This window comes from Maribellus sp. CM-23, from assembly GCF_021354595.1.
GTDB lineage: Bacteria > Bacteroidota > Bacteroidia > Bacteroidales > Prolixibacteraceae > Draconibacterium.
The window spans coordinates 561,206-579,225 of record NZ_JADWYJ010000005.1; the positions used below are offsets into that span (position 1 = coordinate 561,206).

General features: G+C 43.9%; 18 protein-coding genes and 1 tRNA gene. 13 read left to right on the plus strand and 6 right to left on the minus strand.

The genetic code is table 11. From position 1 onward, the window contains the following. Positions 1 to 2 precede the first annotated feature (2 nt). Together hflX and INQ51_RS18600 are read right to left on the minus strand one after the other, a co-directional pair. The gene (hflX, locus tag INQ51_RS18595; protein WP_233379453.1) at positions 3 to 1,202 is read right to left on the minus strand and encodes a GTPase HflX; all 1,200 of its coding nucleotides are present in this window, start codon (positions 1,200 to 1,202) and stop codon (positions 3 to 5) included. Between the two features lie 73 nt (positions 1,203 to 1,275). After that, the gene (locus INQ51_RS18600; protein WP_233379454.1) at positions 1,276 to 1,965 is read right to left on the minus strand and encodes an energy transducer TonB; all 690 of its coding nucleotides are present in this window, start codon (positions 1,963 to 1,965) and stop codon (positions 1,276 to 1,278) included. A gap of 243 nt (positions 1,966 to 2,208) precedes the next feature. Here INQ51_RS18600 and INQ51_RS18605 point away from each other — a divergent pair. Beyond that, positions 2,209 to 2,282, plus strand: a tRNA-Ala gene (locus INQ51_RS18605). Between the two features lie 380 nt (positions 2,283 to 2,662). Continuing rightward, positions 2,663 to 3,118: an OsmC family protein gene (locus tag INQ51_RS18610; protein WP_233379455.1), complete on the plus strand. Its 456-nt coding sequence runs from the start codon at positions 2,663 to 2,665 to the stop codon at positions 3,116 to 3,118. A gap of 173 nt (positions 3,119 to 3,291) precedes the next feature. Here the strand turns inward: INQ51_RS18610 and aqpZ are convergent, their stop codons facing one another. The 3 genes from aqpZ to INQ51_RS18625 all read right to left on the minus strand — a co-directional run bounded on the left by aqpZ (position 3,292) and on the right by INQ51_RS18625 (position 6,222). Beyond that, positions 3,292 to 3,975 (minus strand): aquaporin Z, encoded by a 684-nt coding sequence (aqpZ, locus tag INQ51_RS18615; RefSeq protein WP_233379456.1) that lies wholly within the window; start codon positions 3,973 to 3,975, stop codon positions 3,292 to 3,294. Positions 3,976 to 4,153: 178 nt separating this feature from the next. Next, entirely contained in the window at positions 4,154 to 5,368 is a 1,215-nt protein-coding gene (locus INQ51_RS18620; RefSeq protein ID WP_233379457.1) for an efflux RND transporter periplasmic adaptor subunit, read from the minus strand. 152 nt (positions 5,369 to 5,520) lie between these two features. Next, positions 5,521 to 6,222: a hypothetical protein gene (locus INQ51_RS18625; protein ID WP_233379458.1), complete on the minus strand. Its 702-nt coding sequence runs from the start codon at positions 6,220 to 6,222 to the stop codon at positions 5,521 to 5,523. Between the two features lie 51 nt (positions 6,223 to 6,273). On the opposite strand from INQ51_RS18625, the gene INQ51_RS18630 reads away from it, so the two are divergent. The 5 genes from INQ51_RS18630 (at position 6,274) to INQ51_RS18650 (ending at position 11,210) form a co-directional block, all read left to right on the plus strand. Next, a complete protein-coding gene (locus tag INQ51_RS18630; protein WP_233379459.1) occupies positions 6,274 to 6,960 on the plus strand; it encodes a M48 family metallopeptidase in 687 nt (228 codons plus the stop codon). 152 nt (positions 6,961 to 7,112) lie between these two features. After that, positions 7,113 to 7,439: a hypothetical protein gene (locus INQ51_RS18635; RefSeq protein ID WP_233379460.1), complete on the plus strand. Its 327-nt coding sequence runs from the start codon at positions 7,113 to 7,115 to the stop codon at positions 7,437 to 7,439. Positions 7,440 to 7,546: 107 nt separating this feature from the next. Beyond that, the gene (locus tag INQ51_RS18640) at positions 7,547 to 9,010 is read left to right on the plus strand and encodes a TrkH family potassium uptake protein (protein WP_233379461.1); all 1,464 of its coding nucleotides are present in this window, start codon (positions 7,547 to 7,549) and stop codon (positions 9,008 to 9,010) included. A 93-nt stretch (positions 9,011 to 9,103) separates the two neighbouring features. Continuing rightward, positions 9,104 to 10,441, plus strand: coding sequence for a deoxyguanosinetriphosphate triphosphohydrolase (locus INQ51_RS18645; RefSeq protein WP_233379462.1), 1,338 nt, complete (start codon positions 9,104 to 9,106; stop codon positions 10,439 to 10,441). Positions 10,442 to 10,610: 169 nt separating this feature from the next. Then, positions 10,611 to 11,210 (plus strand): helix-turn-helix domain-containing protein, encoded by a 600-nt coding sequence (locus tag INQ51_RS18650; RefSeq protein WP_233379463.1) that lies wholly within the window; start codon positions 10,611 to 10,613, stop codon positions 11,208 to 11,210. A gap of 86 nt (positions 11,211 to 11,296) precedes the next feature. On the opposite strand, the gene INQ51_RS18655 is transcribed toward INQ51_RS18650, so the two are convergent. Then, on the minus strand, positions 11,297 to 12,067 hold the full coding sequence (locus INQ51_RS18655) for a TIGR00266 family protein (protein ID WP_233379464.1): 771 nt from the start codon (positions 12,065 to 12,067) through the stop codon (positions 11,297 to 11,299). A 101-nt stretch (positions 12,068 to 12,168) separates the two neighbouring features. Here INQ51_RS18655 and INQ51_RS18660 point away from each other — a divergent pair, with 101 nt between their 5' ends. The 6 genes from INQ51_RS18660 to INQ51_RS18685 all read left to right on the plus strand — a co-directional run bounded on the left by INQ51_RS18660 (position 12,169) and on the right by INQ51_RS18685 (position 18,017). Then, on the plus strand, positions 12,169 to 13,113 hold the full coding sequence (locus tag INQ51_RS18660) for a pseudouridine synthase (RefSeq protein ID WP_233379465.1): 945 nt from the start codon (positions 12,169 to 12,171) through the stop codon (positions 13,111 to 13,113). A 154-nt stretch (positions 13,114 to 13,267) separates the two neighbouring features. Continuing rightward, on the plus strand, positions 13,268 to 13,756 hold the full coding sequence (locus INQ51_RS18665) for an RNA polymerase sigma factor (RefSeq protein ID WP_119436847.1): 489 nt from the start codon (positions 13,268 to 13,270) through the stop codon (positions 13,754 to 13,756). Positions 13,757 to 13,759: 3 nt separating this feature from the next. Continuing rightward, positions 13,760 to 14,449 carry a hypothetical protein gene (locus tag INQ51_RS18670; RefSeq protein ID WP_233379466.1) on the plus strand — a complete coding sequence of 230 codons (690 nt, stop codon included), beginning with the start codon at positions 13,760 to 13,762 and terminating at the stop codon, positions 14,447 to 14,449. A 236-nt stretch (positions 14,450 to 14,685) separates the two neighbouring features. Further along, positions 14,686 to 16,068: a phosphoglucosamine mutase gene (gene glmM, locus INQ51_RS18675; RefSeq protein ID WP_233379467.1), complete on the plus strand. Its 1,383-nt coding sequence runs from the start codon at positions 14,686 to 14,688 to the stop codon at positions 16,066 to 16,068. Between the two features lie 180 nt (positions 16,069 to 16,248). Next, positions 16,249 to 16,722 carry a methylglyoxal synthase gene (locus INQ51_RS18680; RefSeq protein ID WP_233379468.1) on the plus strand — a complete coding sequence of 158 codons (474 nt, stop codon included), beginning with the start codon at positions 16,249 to 16,251 and terminating at the stop codon, positions 16,720 to 16,722. A 188-nt stretch (positions 16,723 to 16,910) separates the two neighbouring features. Next, a complete protein-coding gene (locus tag INQ51_RS18685) occupies positions 16,911 to 18,017 on the plus strand; it encodes a carbohydrate-binding family 9-like protein (protein ID WP_233379469.1) in 1,107 nt (368 codons plus the stop codon). Positions 18,018 to 18,020: the final 3 nt, after the last annotated feature.

The window sequence follows — 18,020 nt, forward strand, 5'->3', positions numbered from 1 at the left end:
CTTTACTCTTCTGTTATTTCATAAAGATAATCGTTGAACGGGAAGCGCTGAACGTGTATCTTTTTTACCTCGTCGTATATCTTTTGCTTAAATACGTCAATATTTTCTTTCTCAATGGCAGAAATAAACAAAGCGGGTGTGTTGTCTTTTGCCATCCACGAGTTTTTCCATTCATTCAGGGTGAAATTGGCCTTAGTACGCGGTGTCAGATCATCTTCATCTTTTTCCTCGTAGGTAAACGCATCTATTTTATTAAAGATATAGATCAAGGGTTTGTCGCCGGCATCGATTTCCTTCAACGTATTGTTTACGGTTTCAATCTGTTCCTCAAAACCGGGGTGCGAAATGTCCACGATGTGCAACAGAATGTCGGCTTCACGCACTTCGTCGAGGGTCGATTTAAACGATTCAACCAGTCCGTGTGGAAGTTTACGGATAAAACCAACCGTGTCAGCCAGCAAAAAGGGAATGTTTTCGATCACCACTTTTCTGACGGTTGTATCGAGCGTTGCAAAAAGTTTGTTTTCAGCAAACACTTCCGATTTGGCCATCATGTTCATAATTGTTGATTTGCCCACGTTGGTGTAACCCACCAAAGCAACACGTACCAGTTTTCCGCGGTTTTTGCGCTGGGTTGCTTTTTGCTTGTCGATTTTAACCAGCTGCTCTTTTAGCCGGGCAATTTTTTCGAGGATAATACGGCGGTCGGTTTCAATCTGTGTTTCCCCCGGGCCACGCATCCCGATACCTCCCCGTTGACGTTCCAGGTGGGTCCACATCCGGGTCAGTCGCGGAAGCAGGTATTGATACTGGGCCAACTCCACCTGGGTTTTTGCATGGGCCGTTTGTGCACGTTTGGCAAAAATATCCAGGATCAGGTTGGTGCGGTCCAGAATTTTGCATTCCAGCTGACGTTCTATATTTCGAAGTTGTGTGGGCGAAAGCTCATCGTCGAAAATAACGGTATCGGCTTCCACTACTTTTATGTAGTTGCCTATTTCTTCCAGTTTTCCGGGTCCAACAAAGGTTGCCTTGTTGGGGATATCCATTTTCTGGGTGAACTTCTTTAAGACCACAGCACCTGCTGTGTCAGCCAGAAATTCCAGTTCATCAAGGTATTCTTTTACCTGGCGTTCATCCTGCTGAGAGTTGATCAATCCAACAATTACGGCTTTTTCTGTTATTGGTGCTGTTTCTATCATTGTCTAATTTTTAATCACAAAAAAACTCCTGCCTCAAAAGAAACAGGAGTGCAAAGATATTGTCTTTCTGTTATTACTGCAACACGAAGTTAATTGGTACCGTGTACGATACATTAACGGGTTTGCCACGCTGTTTTCCGGGCTTCCAAGTAGGAAGGCTGTTTACAACGCGAAGCGCTTCTTTGTCGAGCGACGGGTCAACACCCCTTGCAATGCTTGCATTGGTTACTTTTCCGTCTTTTCCAACAACGAAAGTTACATAAACTTTACCCTGGATTCCGTTTTCCTGAGCAATTACAGGATACTTGATAGCGTTGGCAATGTATTTACGCAATGCCAGGTCACCACCCGGGAATTCAGGCATGTCTTCCACAATCAGGAAAACCTGAGCTTCATCTTCTTCTTCCTCTTCAGCAGTTTCAATTACCGGAGCCACATCGATCACGGTATTGTCGTCAGCTTCTGAGTCTTCGATCTCGAGTTCGTCTTCAATCTTCACCTCGTCGTCAACAATATTCAATACTTCAACAACTTTTGGCGGAGGTGGTGGTGGCGGTGGTTTTACTTGCTGCTCACGAGTGATCGGAATAATTTCTTCTTCCACTTCCTGTGCCTGAACCTGTCCCAGCGAATCAGCCTTACTTGGCTTTGTGGTCCACTCAAAGGCAACAAGTGTGATGCCTAAAGCCACTACCAACCCTAATAACCAGTAAGTATTCTTACGGCTCTCAAGATCGGCTTTCGGCGATTTTTTAAGTTCCATACTTTAGATATTTTTACTTGTTTTATTCGAATTTTGTCCCCTTAAAAACGGGGTTTAAAGATAGAAAATAATATTTATTTACAAGCTCTAAATGTTTTAATTTAATGTCTCTAATAATTCCCCGTTATGAACACTGTTCATGAATAATTGTAAAATTTGTCCCTCTATTTTTGCTACAAAAATTTTACCACAAATTTTGTTGGATGTTTTGAAAAAAATATTTCTATATTTGCAACCTCAAACGGGGGATTAGCTCAGTTGGCTAGAGCGTTTGACTGGCAGTCAAAAGGTCATCGGTTCGATTCCGATATTCTCCACGAAAGAGCAGTTTTAGCGGACTGCTCTTTTTTTGTTTTTATTTCAAGGTTTCCCTCGATGCTGAAATCCAGTAACTATTATTAATGAAGAAATTGTAAATAAACCGGTATTCTTGGGTTGAATCTTATCATCAGAATAAATAATGAATTTATTTGCAGAGACAAAATAGCGGAAGCAAAACGAAAATTGAAAAGAATGATTTTACCACTTTCCACAGCAAACAATACGATGATGTGTATGTGCTGCTGTATGTTGTTAAAACAACATGTGGAGGGTGATGCTATGCTATAATAACGTAGAACAGATAGTAATTACATAAAGGCAGTAAGCCCTTCACAATTCAGTGGAGGGCTTTTTTTATAATTATAACTCAAAAATTATGTCAGATTTAACATTTAAAATTGAAGGCGAAGCCCAATCCCCCGCACGTTTGGCGGTAAGTGCAAGACAGTTTATTATTGTTGTTGATGAACCACCTGCTTTGGGAGGAGATGATCAGGGAGCAAATCCGGTTGAATATTTGTTGGCGAGTTATGCCGGCTGTATCAATGTGGTGGCACACCTAACCGCAAAAGAACTGGGAATAAAGTTGTCAGGGTTGAAAATTCAAGTTGAAGGCAATTTAAATCCCGCGCGGTTTTTGGGAAAGTCGGATGAAGAGCGTGCAGGCTTTAAACAAATAAACGTCGATTTTTTTCCTGAAACGGATGCAAGCGCTGAAGAGATCAGCAACTGGATATCGTTGATTAAAAAACGTTGTCCGATCAACGATAACCTTGTAAATACAACTCCGTTGTCGTTTAATTTAGTACACGAAGCTCTTGCTGTGAATTAAATTCCCGGGAAGAAATTAGAGAGCAGCGTCTTTGGCGTGCTCAGTGAACTTGATCAGGCAGAGCAGCTGTTTTGCTAAAGGAGGCTCAGCCAAAACAGGAACAATGCAAGTATGATCAAAACAAAAAAGAGTAGTTGTTGGTGCTACTCTTTTTTTGTTATTTAAGGTGTATTTTATTTTTCTTCGGGTGAAACCAGTTTGTAGACAAAACCGGCAATCAAGGCGCCGATAATCGGTGCTACCCAGAAAAGCCACAACTGTCCCAGTGCCCAGTCGCCGACAAACAAAGCCTGACTGGTACTTCTTGCGGGGTTCACCGATGTGTTGGTAATTGGAATGCTGATCAGGTGAATCAGCGTTAAAGACAGACCGATGGCAATTCCGGCAAATCCTTTGGGGGCTTTTGAATGGGTGGCTCCCAAAATAACGATCAAAAACATAAAGGTCATAACAATCTCACTTACAAGGCCCGAAACCATGCTGTATCCGTCTGGAGAGTGCTCGCCAAAACCGTTGGCTGCAAAGCTACCGATTTCTTTTCCCGAGCCGGTAATAATAATGTAAAGAACAGCTGCCCCTACAATCCCTCCCAAAACCTGGGAGATAATATAAGGTACCAGGTCTTTGCCGTCGAAACGGCCTCCCGCCCACAGTCCAATTGACACTGCAGGATTCAGATGACACCCGGAGATATGCCCGATGGCATATACCATAGTTAATACTGTTAATCCGAATGCAAGCGCTACTCCGGCAAAACCGATCCCCAGATCGGGATAGGCTGCAGCAAAAACAGCACTTCCGCAACCACCGACTACCAACCACATGGTTCCGATAAACTCAGCTACTAGTTTTTTCATACAATGATTTTTAAAGTGAAATAATGAGTGATAAACATATGTTTTGTCCTCAATTTAAATCAAATTCATGAAAATAGAGGCATCGAATCGCCAAAAATTGAGATTGCCGGCTTAAGCGCCAATGGAAGGATTTGTGTTGAGTGCTTTCTCCAAAAGGGAAGCAGCGGATAAGAAACGCTTATTCAAAATCAATGACCTCGGGGCTGGTAAGCGGATCGGGACCATTGGTTAAAACAATGTCGCCTTCACTTAGCCCGGAAACTATTTCACACCAGTCGCTGCCTATGGTTCCGAAAACTACTTCGGTTTTTACGGCTTTGTTTCCCTGCACCACATATAAAGTTTGCCGGGTACTGTTTTCAAAGCCTGGCTGCTTTTTCAAGCGGAGTACATTTTCCTGGTCGCTGGTAATAATGTCGAGTGCAAGGTTTTGGTTCGGAATCAGTTTGTGATCACTTTTTTCTTTTATGTGAACATCGAACTGGATACGCTCATCCATAATCGGAATGATCTTTCCTATTTGCCCGTTCAGGTCTTCGCCGTCGGTATGAACGAGTACTTTGTTCCCGGTTTTGATGAGGAAGGAGTATTTTGAGTCGATCATTCCAACCAACTTAAACGAAGAGAGGTCTGCCATGCGAACCAACATTCGCCCGCTTTCTACCCGCGAGCCGTTTTCGCCTCCCACTTCAAGAATCACCCCCGGCACAGGCGCTGCAATCCGAAGTTTGCTGAGCAATGCCTTTTTTTCAGCCAAATTCGATTTTTGGGTTTCAAGCTGGAGAAGTTGTCCGTTTACATCGGCTTCCATTTGGGCAATGCGAAGCGTGTTTTTGTCTATCAGTTTCTGCAGATCTTTTTCCCCCAGGTCGATCTCTTGCCGGGTTCTTTCCACACGGTTTTCAGAAATGGTACCGGCTTTCAGCAGATTTTCCTGGTCGGCCAGCATGGTTTTTAACTTATCAATTCGGTTCTTCTTGACTTCCTCGTTGTGTTTCAGATCGATTTGGGTGCTTTCAAGGTTCAGGCGGATTTTCTCCACTGCATTTGTGCGCATTTCAAGTTGAGCGGCCATTCTTGCAATGTCTTCCTGCACGCTCTCTCCATCGAGTTCAAGGACGAGATCGCCTTTGGCAACTTTGTTTCCGGGAGTTTTGTATACCTTTTTTATAATGCTTCTTTCAGGACAAAGAATGAGTAAATCTTTTTCTGACTCCACGGTGCCGAATGCTTTTACCGATGAAAATACGTCACCACGGCCAATGGTTTCTGTTTGATATGACGGACGATCAGCAGAAGAATTGGTAGCAGGCCGAAGCAGGAAGATGGCGCTGATCCCTGCCAGAATTACAACGACCAAAGCAATAATAATAAAACGTGTTTTGTTTTCCATCGGGATGTTGGATAAGGTTTTCAATCAATACTTAACTGCTGAACATCAACAAAGGTATTAAAATTGGGAAATAATTTTCGGGCATTTGGGGCAGGTACGGAAAATAAAAAAGGTGGCTCACTGAACCACCTTTCCTTTATCTGGGTAAAATACTATTTCATTTTTTGCTCGTACAGTTTTTGGATAGCACTTAAATATTCAATGTCCATTTTGTCGGAACGGATACGTACTGCTTCGTAAAGTTTACCATTGGAATAAACCGATGCGTTTGCGGCATCAAATTCGTGGCCTTCCCAGTTGTATTTTACGTCCATCGAAACTTTAATGAATTCTTCTGCATCCAGGTAGCGCGATACATAAATGTAAGCAAAGGTGTTGTCGTTGGCATTCATGTAAATACTTGGTGTCAGTTCTTCAAGAACCAGGAATTTTACAATTTTGGTACGTGCTTCCAGTTTGCCGGTATGCTTTTTCCCCATCAGGAAAGTGATGCCCTGATTTACATAAGCTTCCTGTATTTTTTCCACCAAATCAAGTTCAGGTAAATGCCGCAGCCTGATGGCGTCCAGGTTGGTTGAGCCGATGGTAATGTACGCTTTGCCGGCATCAAAACTCCAGTCGTACTGCTTTTCAATGTTTTGCGTTGCACGAAGAATTTCTTCCAGCGGATACTGCTTGCCCAACACCATGTAAATGAACATGGAACTGGCATCGGTCGGAAGCTCGTGATAATAACCCGGGAATGGATTCAGGGAGTCGAAAACCAAACTGCCCTTCAGGATTTTATCGTCCAATGCAACAAGAGTGTCATTTTTGGTGAGGTTTACAAAAACCTCGGTCTTTTTATTGCCCATGTTTGATATCTTTGGTTTTGAATTTTACTATCATAACAGATGCCCAACCAAGTGGTTCAATTAAAACATATTGGGAACGTTACTTTTTCAAAAAATCGTCGTTCTAAAAACATAAAGCTAAGCATTAAACCCGATAAATCAATACTTGTTTCGTATCCTTTTTATGTTTCAGAAAAAGAAGTGCTGAATTTTGTGATGCGGAATGAATCCTGGATTTTGCAGCAACAGGCGAAAATGGAAACGCGAAAAACAAGGATTAATCCGGAGGAGGAAATGAAAACCAAACTTTACCAGATTCAGTTTCTGAAAGCCGATGAAAACCGGGTAAGCAGAAAGGGGAAACTGATCCGGATTATGCTCGCTGATTTTGATTCGGAAGCATCAACGGCTTTTGCCGAAAAGTGCCTGACCGAGATTTATCGATTCGAAGCCAAACAATTGTTGCCCGGAAGGTTGGCAGAGTTGGCCCAACAGCATGGCTTTAGCTATAACAAGGTCACCATTCGCGATAACCGCCGCAACTGGGGCAGTTGTTCATCGTCGAATAACATTAGCCTGAACCTGCAAATGATGAAACTGTCCAACACTTTAATTGATTATATTCTGCTGCACGAGCTGGTTCATACTGAGATTAAAAACCACGGGCCAAAATTTTGGGAACGCCTGAACGGAATTACCGGAAAGCGAGCAAAAGAACTGGCCGGCGAAATCAGAAAATACTCTACCTATACGCTTTGATTTGTAAGTGTTTATTATTTAGCGACATAGGTTGTTTTGCCCTCTCTTTAACAGAATTAAATAATAATCAATATTAAGCCCTTTCTTCATTTTTCAAGCGGAACTTCAGACCGCCGGTGTTACATTTGTTCCGAATTTTAAGAGAGAACGCATTGAGCCGATTGATCATCGTTTTTATTTTACTCTTTCCGATCAACGGAATTTTCTCGGGTTTAGCCCATACAGTGAGTATGGTTGAAGCGCACACTTCGTCGCTTCTGTACGACCGGGGAGATTTTTCTTTTTGTGCCGATGAACCGGCCTTTGTGGAGGAGTGCGAAGAAAATGAAGAGGCGGTTTTGTTTACTTCGGAGTGTGAGCTCAGAAGGCATGAAGAGTCTGTCGTTTCTGCGGAATCAAGACATTGGGAAGATGTTGGCGTCCTGCAAATCAATGCTCTTTTTTATACCAATCTTCCGCCCCCTGTAACCTTTCATTAAACAGGCCGGGAGTTAATAATTCAATCCAATTCTTTAAATTTATGTTGTAGTACAGGGGCATGTCTTCATGGCAGGCTAAACTGCAACACTGTTTCGCGGATCTAAATATGAAGAGATCGAAGATTAATATTGCGCTTCTTCTCCATTTTATCTCCATTGTAATGGTATTCGAAAGCCTTTTTATGCTGATGGCAGTGGGCGTTTCGTTTTATTACAAAGAGGAGATCGCATTTAAAATGTTGTTGTCGTTTGCAGTAACCTTTGTTTCCGGAGTAGCGCTGAATGTGCTGACCCGCCGGGAAAGATACCACGAACCATCCATTCGCGAAAGCTTTGTAATTGTTTGTATGGCTTGGGTAATCATGGGTTTGGTGGGCACCATCCCGTACCAGCTTACCAACAGTATACCATCGTTTACCAACGCATTTTTTGAATCTTTTTCCGGATTTACAACCACCGGGTCTTCCATATTGGCGGATATTGAGGCGCTTCCAAAAAGTATTTTATTCTGGCGCTCCGAAACCCACTGGATCGGCGGCATGGGAATCATTGTGTTGGTGGTGGCGATTATGCCTTTTCTGAAAATACACGGGATCTATCTTTTTTATTCCGAGGCCTCGAATGTCGACAACGAAAAAATATCGACCCGCATACGCAAAGTAGCCCGGAATTTATGGCTGATTTACATGGGGCTTACAGTTGCAGAGATCGTTTTTCTGAGCATTGGTGGCATGCCTTTGTTCGACAGTGTTTGTCATTCCTTTGCCACGGTTGCTACCGGTGGTTTTTCTACGAAGAACGACAGCATTGCCGGATATTCGCCTTACATCCAGTATGTGATAACGTTTTTTATGTTGTTATCAGGGATAAATTTTACGGTGCATTTTCTGATGCTTCGCCGGCGTTTTAAATCCGTTTTTCACAACGAGGAATTAAGAGCCTATCTTTTAGTGATCCTGTTTGTTGGGGGAATTATTACGCTGGTACTTTATTTTATTCACCAGGAATACGGACTGGAAAGTGCCTTCCGAAGTGCTTTCTTTCAGGTTGTGTCAATTATTACCGCAACGGGGTTTGCAACAGCCGACTATCTTCAGTGGCCGGTTCAGGCAATACTGCTGATCGGAATGCTGATGTTGATTGGTGCTTCGGCGGGGTCGACCGGCGGTGGAGTGAAAGTGATCCGTCATGTAATAGCATTGAAAAAAATGAAACTTACTTTCAGTGAAATATTGTCTCCCAACAAGGTAAAGCTCCTTCATTACAACGGGCAACGGGTAAGGGACGAGCATGTGACACAAATCATGACCTTTATTTTTGTGTATTATTTTATTGTATTGGTGGGCACCATGGTGATGCTTTTGTGGACCGAAGACTTGGCTACCTCGTTTGGAGCGGTTGCCACCAGTATGGCGGGCATCGGGCCCGGATTCGGAACGGTGGGCCCGGTAAGTAATTTTCTGCATTTACCTGCCGGAGCCAAGTATTTTCTCACCTTTCTGATGTTGATCGGACGATTGGAAATCTACAGTGTGATCATCATTTTTACCCGCACGTTCTGGCGCGATTAATTCCGTTTTGCTTCACTTCCTGAGCAGCTGATACTTTTGATTTTTCTGTCTTCATCGGGGAATTTCATTATTTTCGTGACTTAAACGATTACAATGGATTGGAACCAACTGCTTTCTGCCAAACGGCTGGGAATGGAGGAACATCAGCCGCTGGCGGCTCACGAAGACCGGACACAGTTTCAGCGCGATTATGACCGCATTATTTTTTCGTCGCCTTTCCGGAGGATGCAAAACAAAACCCAGGTTTTTCCGCTTCCCGAGCATGTGTTTGTGCACAACCGGTTGACTCACAGCTTGGAAGTGGCCAGTGTGGGGCGCTCTCTTGGAAGCATTCTGGCAGAACGTTTGTCAAAAAAATATCCGGAAAATCAGTTGATTCATGAAATCGGCAGTATTGTTTCCACTGCCTGCCTGGCGCACGATCTGGGAAACCCGCCGTTTGGTCATTCAGGTGAAGCTGCTATTTCCAATTTTTTTCTAAAAGGTAACGGAAAGAAATTCAAAAAGAAAAAGTTTGGTTTAACCGAAGGGCAGTGGAAAGATTTTACGCATTTTGATGGGAATGCCAATGCATTTCGTACGCTGACTCACCAGTTTAACGGAAAGCGCGACGGCGGTTTTGCCTTAACGTATTCTACACTTGCCAGTATTGTTAAATACCCGTTTGAATCAACAGCAGCTACCAAATCAAAGTTTGGCTTTTTTCAGTCGGATAAGGAAAACTACCTGAAGATTGCAGAAACGCTTTCCATACATCGGAACGAAGACGGAAGTTTTTGCCGTCATCCGTTGGTCTACCTGGTTGAGGCCGCGGATGATATTTGCTACCAGATCATGGATTTGGAAGATGCTTTTAAACTGGGAATCCTGAATTACGATACCATCACAGGTTTGTTTCTGGGGTTTTATGATCCGGAAGCTGAAAAGTCGCAACTCGACCGGATTGAAAATACCCTGTTGAAAGTAACCGACCGCAACGAGCAAATCAGCTACCTGCGTGCCGGGGTGATCGGGAAATTGATTTACGAGTGTATCCGCATTTTTGAGGAAAACGAAGGTGAAATACTGGCGGGCACTTTTAAGAAAAGCCTGATTGATCGTTTGCCGGCAGTTCAGCATGAAGCAATGAAACGCGTGCAAAAGATATCGGTAGCCGAAGTGTACAACCATCGTACGGTGGTGGAGATCGAGATTGCAGGTTATAAAATTATTGGTACGTTGCTGGATGAATTTGTGGAGGCGATTATGACACCGGAAGAAAAATACAGTAAGAAAATCCTTTCGCTGTTGCCCGGTCAATACAAACCCGCTGATGAATCAACTTATTCAAAAATACAGTCGGTAGTTGATTTTGTTGCCGGGATGACCGATGTGTTTGCCCTCGATCTGTACCGGAAAATCAAAGGAATCAGTTTGCCGGGAGTTGTTTGAGAAAGTGTTCAGTTGTCAGTGATCCGGCGCAGTTTTCGGAACGATTAAAAGGGAGTATATTTTGCTTGTTTTTATCTTCTGACACATATGACGCAGAAATGACGCAGGATTGACGTTACCAGGCAAAGCTGCACAAAATACATTTGCTTCTGAATTCAAAATCAAAAAAATGAGCAAGCAAAATCTGGCCAAAAACATTCGTGAATTAAGAACACGAAAAGGATTATCTCAGGAACTACTGGCCGAAAAATCAAAAGTTAGTTTACGAACCGTGCAACGAATCGAGAACGGGGAAACAGAGCCCCGTGGTGACACTTTGATCCGCTTATCGGAGGCGTTGGATGTGGCGCCCGAAGATTTAATGGACTGGGAACCCGAAGAGGACAAAGGTTTTCTGATGTCGCTGAATCTTTCTTCGCTTGGATTTATCGTTTTCCCTTTGTTGGGAATCATTATTCCCCTCATTCTGTGGATATCGAAAAAAGGCAGGCTGAAACAAATCGATCGGCTGGCTAAAAATGTGCTTAACTTTCAGATCACATGGACCATCGTACTTTTGCTAACCTACATTTGGTTTATCGGGAGTACTTATTACCGGCTTCATCAATCAGGCGATGTTTCTCTGTCAATACTCGGAAATCCGGTTTATAAAATAATGGCCATTGGCGGTTTGTATTTGTATAATCTCGTATTGGTTGTAAGCAACACGTTTCGTATCAACCAGGGGCATGAAGCCCGCTATTTGCCAAGAATTCGTTTTGTGCGATAAAAAATGGCGGGAAGTAAAAATCACTTCCCGCCATTTTTTATTTTTTAGACTCTCTTGCACTGCCAACTGCGACTGCTAGCTAAAGCTTATCCTTCCAAAATCTGATTCAGTAACCCTGATCGACCTTCTTTTCGTGCATTGCCTCCTGCGGGAGAAAGTTCGGCAATCAGTTTACGGATAGGCATACTTTGCAGCCACACTTTTCCGGTACCACGCAATGTGGCCAGGAAAATTCCTTCGCCGCCAAACACCATCGAGCGCAATCCGCCGGCTTGTTCAATGCTGTAGTCAATGGACGTTTCGAATCCGACAATACAACCGGTATCAACCCTTAGCGTTTCGTTGTTTAGTTGTCGTTCAATAACGGTTCCTCCGGCGTGAATAAACGCTCTGCCATCGCCCTCCAGTTGCTGAAGAATAAACCCTTCGCCGCCAAAAAATCCGGCACCCAATTTCCGGTTGAAGGTGATCGAAATTTTGGTTCCGAGCGCAGCACACAAAAAAGCGTCTTTCTGAACGATCACTCTGCCGCCAAGGGAAGGCAGGTTCAGCGGAATGATGGTTCCCGGATAAGGAGCTGAAAAAGCCACATGTTTTTTACCCCATCCGCGGTTGGTAAAGTGCGTAAGAAACAAAGATTCTCCGGTGATCAGCCTCGATCCGGCAGAAAGCAGTTTGTCAAAAAAGCCTGCTCCCGGATTTGATCCGTCACCCATTCGTGCCTGAAAATCAATTCCTTCTTCCATGTAAAGCATGGCTCCTGCTTCCGCAACTACGGTTTCCCCCGGATCCAACTCCACTTCGACCAGTTGTACATCATGTCCGATAATCTTGTAATCTATTTCGTGTGACTGCATAAAATGTTTTTTTGAAATGTTTTCCCGAAATTAATGGATTTGAGGCAAATAAAATCTGTAATCCGAATTTTTATCGATCTTTGCAAAAAGTAAAAACAGCAATGAACAGGCAAAACAACAGAAGCGGAAGCAGCGCCCGCAATACAGGGAAGCCGGGACGGCCCCCTAAAAAAACAGGATCGGCTCCAACAGGGAAAAGAGTTGGCAAGTCGAGACCGGTAGTCAAAGAAGAACCAAAGAAAGAATTTGCTCCGCGGAAATGGGAGAAAAAACCTTTTGCACGTAAAACGCAGGCCGAGAAACCGGTAAAACAACCGAAAGACCGCACGCTTTCTTCGGAAGGGATGCGCTTGAACCGTTACATTGCCAATTCCGGAGTGTGCTCGCGCCGCGAAGCCGACACCTACATTACTGCCGGTGTGGTTACCATAAACGGAAAAGTGGTAACAGAGCTCGGAACCCGTGTAATACCGGGCGACGAAGTGCGTTTTGATGGCCGCCTGCTAAGTGCTGAAAAGAAAGTTTATTTATTGCTGAACAAGCCCAAAGATTTTGTAACAACTACCGAAGATCCTCATGCCGAAAGAACCGTAATGGAATTGGTTCGGAATGCCTGTGACGAACGCATTTACCCGGTAGGAAGACTCGACCGGAATACCACCGGTCTGCTGCTTTTTACCAACGACGGCGATTTGTCGAAAAAGCTGACACACCCGAGCCACAACATGAAAAAGGTGTACCAGGTGAGCCTGGATAAACCTTTGACCAAATCGGACATGGAAAGAGTTGCCGACGGTTTTGAACTGGAAGACGGATTTATTGCTGCTGATGCGATCAGCTACATTGATGCGGAAGCCAAAACCGAGATAGGGATTGAAATCCATTCGGGCAAAAACCGGATTGTACGTCGTATATTCGAGCATTTGGGTTACCGGGTTAAAAAACTGGACCGTGTGCTGTTCGCCGGGCTTACCAAAAAGAACTTGCCGCGCGGAAAATGGCGTTTTCTGACCGACAATGAGGTGAAATTTCTGAAAATGAATTAATTTCAACGACACAAATATTCCGTGTTTTCAGAAAAAAGAGGAAGCCGGACAAAGCCAAAATCGGATTCTGAAAACACATCCAAACATGATAGCCTGTGTTTTAGGTGATTGAACTGTGTAATTTAAACCCAAATTAGCTACTAATAACCTGATTTTGGAAAGGGACTTTTTACAGATAATACAGAAGAATCAGGGCATCATCCACAAAGTCTGCAATATTTATTGCGACACGGACGATGACCGGAGCGACCTTTTCCAGGAGATTGTAGCACAGCTTTGGAAATCATTCCCAACTTTCAGAGAGGAGTCGAAGGTTTCGACGTGGATGTACCGGGTTGCGCTGAATACGGCAATTACGACCTTCAAAAAGAGCAAAAGAAGGCCTGATCAGAATCTTCTCACTTACGAGAATTTTCAGATTGTAGATGAAGCTTACGATACGGAAACCGAAGAGAAAATAAAAGAGTTACACAAGGCGATCAACTATTTAACAGGTATTGAAAAATCGATTGTTCTGCTCTTTCTCGAAGATAAAAAGTACGAGGAGATTGCAGAGATCACGGGAATCACGCAGAATTATGTGCGTGTGAAGATGAACCGGATCAAGAAGAAACTAAAGAAATTCATGGATACAGAAGCATAACAAATGGATTTAAACGATCTAAAGAAAACCTGGAATAAGCTTCCTGCCGGAAAGGAATTGGATGAAAGCCAGTTGCGGAGCATGCTGAGCAAGCGCACCGGCAGCCTGATTGAGCGAATCGACCGGAATATCAGAATCGGATTTCTGGTGTTGTTCGCTTTGATCCTGCTGTTTGCTTTCGACGACTTTTTTGTGTCGCCAACGGTACTGAAAAGTTTGCCGGAGGGAGTAAATGTTCCCCAATGGCTCGTGTTTCTCGGAGTTTTTAGCAACGCACTTATATTTACCACTTTCCTGTATTTTGTAATCAAATATTACCGGGTGCGGAAAAACTGCGATGTGATTTGTGATCTTCGGGAGACCTTGAAAAAGATCATCAATACCCTGCAGTTGTACAAAAGGCTGTTTTACCTGGCGCTGGCAACTTTTATGGTGGCAATTGGCCTGGCATTTATCTCGGGGCTTTACCAAGGAGTAAATGTCAGTATGACCAGTCAGGCAGGCGAAGTATTACAGATCGATTCAGGAAAACTGGTACTGCTGATCATAATCGGATTGCTTGTGCTGACCATTTTGGTGGGCGGAATATTTCTTTTTCTTCGCTGGGGATTCCGTAAACTCTACGGAAATTATATCAGCAAACTAAAAGCTACCCTTAAGGAGTTGGAAGGAATCGAAGACGAAAATCTATAATACTCCTTTTTTAGTTGGCGCTTAAAATCCCCGAAACCTAATCTTAAGTGTTTCAGCTGCAAAATGGCGAATTTACATTTTGTCAGTTTTCAGGAAAAAGACAGACAAATCTTAATTTTTGATTACCGATTTGTTACTTGATTATTGTGAATGCTAAATTCCGTGGTCTAACTGATATTTCTTAGCCATTTATCTTGGGGTGATGCTTATCTTTGTCGCAGCAAAAAACAAAGAAGATGACTTTAATAAAATCCATTTCAGGAATTCGTGGTACAATTGGCGGAAAACCGGGCGAAGGACTTAGTCCGCTGGACGTAGTAAAATTCTCGGCAGCATATGCTACCTGGGCAAAAGAGAAAGCTGGTAAAGAAAATCTTACAATAGTGGTGGGACGCGATGCGCGTATTTCCGGAGCTATGGTTAGCTCGCTGGTGGTGGCAACGCTTACCGGAATGGGATGCAATGTGGTAAACATTGGTTTGGCAACAACGCCAACTACCGAAATCGCAGTAACTGAAGAGAAGGCCGATGGCGGAATTATTCTCACTGCCAGTCACAATCCCAAGCAATGGAATGCATTAAAGTTGTTAAACGCTTCCGGCGAGTTTCTGGATGCTGCAGAAGGCGCAAGGGTGCTGGAAATAGCGGAAAGCGAATCATTTGTTTTTGCCGAAGTGGATGCGCTCGGCACGGTTGTCGAAAAAGATTACACTGATACTCATATCGAACATGTGCTCAACCTCGAATTGGTAGATGTGGAAGCGATCCGCAATGCCGGTTTTTCAGTGGCGGTTGATGCAGTGAATTCAGTGGGGGGAGTGGCCATGCCCGCACTTTTCAAAGCTTTAGGAATTGAAAAAGTGGTAGAGATCAATTGCGAAGCAACCGGGCATTTTGCGCACACACCGGAACCACTTCCTGAAAACCTGGTGGAGACCGCCGAAATCATCCGGAATGAAAAGGTAGACGTAGGCTTTGTGGTGGATCCTGATGTGGACCGTTTGGTGATCATCAGCGAAGATGGCAGCATGTTTAACGAAGAATATACGCTGGTAGCAGTGGCTGATTATGTACTTGCCCACACTCCCGGAAATACGGTTTCGAATCTTTCGTCGAGCCGGGCGCTGCGCGATGTAACTGAAAAGCACGGACAAAGTTATGCAGCTGGTGCGGTTGGCGAGGTGAACGTGGTAGCTAAAATGCGTGAAACCAATGCGGTTATTGGCGGCGAAGGTAACGGTGGTGTTATTTACCCGGCCAGCCACAGCGGGCGGGATGCGCTGGTGGGAGCTGCCCTGTTTTTATCGCACCTGGCAAAAAGCGGGATGAAGTGTTCGGAACTCAGAAAGACATATCCCGATTACTTTATTTCAAAAAATAAGATTGAGCTGACACCCGATATTGATGTGGACGGAGTTCTGGTGAAAGTAAAAGAAAAATATGCAGCCGAGCAGGTGACAGATATCGACGGTGTGAAAATAGATTTCGCGGATTCGTGGGTGCATCTTCGGAAGTCGAATACCGAGCCCATTATCCGTATTTATGCCGAAGCCGGATCGATGGAGCAGGCAGCCGGACTGGCAGAGGAAATTATTGATCAGATAAAGAAAATGATTTAAACGCTCCAATAGCAATACAATTCCAATAAAGCTATCTGTCAAAGGACAGGTATCTTACCTGAACGCAAATAAATTTTAACAAGAAGCAAAGGGCATGATGTGCGCCGGTCAAGAGAGTTAAGCTATTGACAACTCTGAGGATTGCGTGAGTAAACATCGGGCTCTGAAAACAATTTAAACATGAAAAAGAAGAAAAACATTGGAATAGTAGCGCATGATAACCGAAAGAAGGATATCATGGAGTGGGTGGCTTTTAACTGGAAAGAGTTAAGACAACACGATTTGATTTGTACCGGTACCACCGGAAAACTGGTGGAAGATACCTTGAAGGAGAAATGTGAAAAACATGGTGAAGTGCCGCCAACCGTAACCCGTTTAAAGTCGGGGCCGCTGGGAGGCGATCAGCAGCTGGGAGCGATGATTTGTGAAGGAAACGTGGATATCCTGATTTTCTTTTGGGATCCGATGCAACCGCAGCCACACGATGTGGACGTAAAAGCCTTGCTTCGAATCACGGTTCTTTACAACATCCCAACGGCTTCCAACCGTTCTACAGCTGATTTTATGGTAACCTCCGAATTGTTTCACGAAGAATATGAACCGATTTTGAAAGATTACCGCAGCTATATTACGCGGGATGTTGACATGGAGTAAGAAAGTCCTTGTGCAGAAACCCGTAAAGAATAGAAATTCTTAATCAGATTGCTTCTTCATCAGCAGGTGGGGAAGCAATCTTTGTTTTAACCCCAAATATTTCGTTGATCTTTTTTAAAAATTTTATAAAGGCTGTTTATTTCTGTAATTCTTTTTAATATTTTTGTGTATTGCACTTAAGTATACAGATGAAGAACAGTTTTTGGATAGCAGGGATAATGAGCGTGCTTGGTTTGCCGGGCATTGCTTCAGGGCAGGATTTTGAGGGGTTTGAAAACCTGTTTACTCCGGTCAGGACTTATGTCACGTATCAGTGTCCGGAAGAAATAAGCATTGATGGAAAGGCCTCTGAAGAGAGTTGGCAGAAAACTGAATGGTCAGAACATTTCGAAGATATAGAAGGAGACCTCAAACCGCGTCCTACCTATGAAACCCGTTTCAAAATGTTGTGGGATGCCCAGAATCTTTACTACTATTTTGAACTGCAGGAGCCCCATGTTTGGGCGTATTACGACCGGCACGATATGGTGGTTTTCCACGAAAACGACATTGAGTTGTTTATTGATCCCGACCGGGATTGCTACAATTATTTTGAATACGAATTAAACGCGCAAAACATATTGTTCGATCTTTTTCTGAACAAGCCTTATCGAAATGGGGCAAAACCGGACATCGAATGGAATGCTCCGGGTTTTGAAAGTGCCGTTTTTGTGGACGGGACACTGAACAATCCGGCGGATAAGGACCGTAAATGGTGTGTGGAAGTTAAAATTCCGTTCGCGTCTTTTGCGCGCGACGAGCATTTCGAGCAAGCCGGTGACGGCGATGTGTGGAAGATGAACTTTTCGCGTGTGCAGTGGCATACCGAGGTGGTTGACGGGAAATACGTAAAGGTGAAAGACAAAGTAAGCGGTCGGAGTTTGCCGGAGAACAACTGGGTTTGGAGTCCGCAGGGAGTAATCAATATGCATTTCCCTGAACGTTGGGGCTTGGTTCAGTTTTCGGAAGAGCAGGTTGGTACAAGGAAAGTATCTTTTCAAATGCCTTTGGATGAGTTGCTGGCGCGGCATCTTTGGCTGGCGTATTACAAACAGCAGGAGTTCCGGCGCGAAAACCAGCGTTTTGCCGCTTCGCTGGAGGAGCTGCAGGTTCCGAAATCAGGAATGGATAACGATGTCCCTTTTGAACTGGAAATGACTGCCACTGCCAATGATTTCAAGCTAAAATTAACGGCTGCAAACGGGTGTGTATTGAGGCTCGACAATAACAGCTTGCTTACGAGAACCACTAATTAAAAC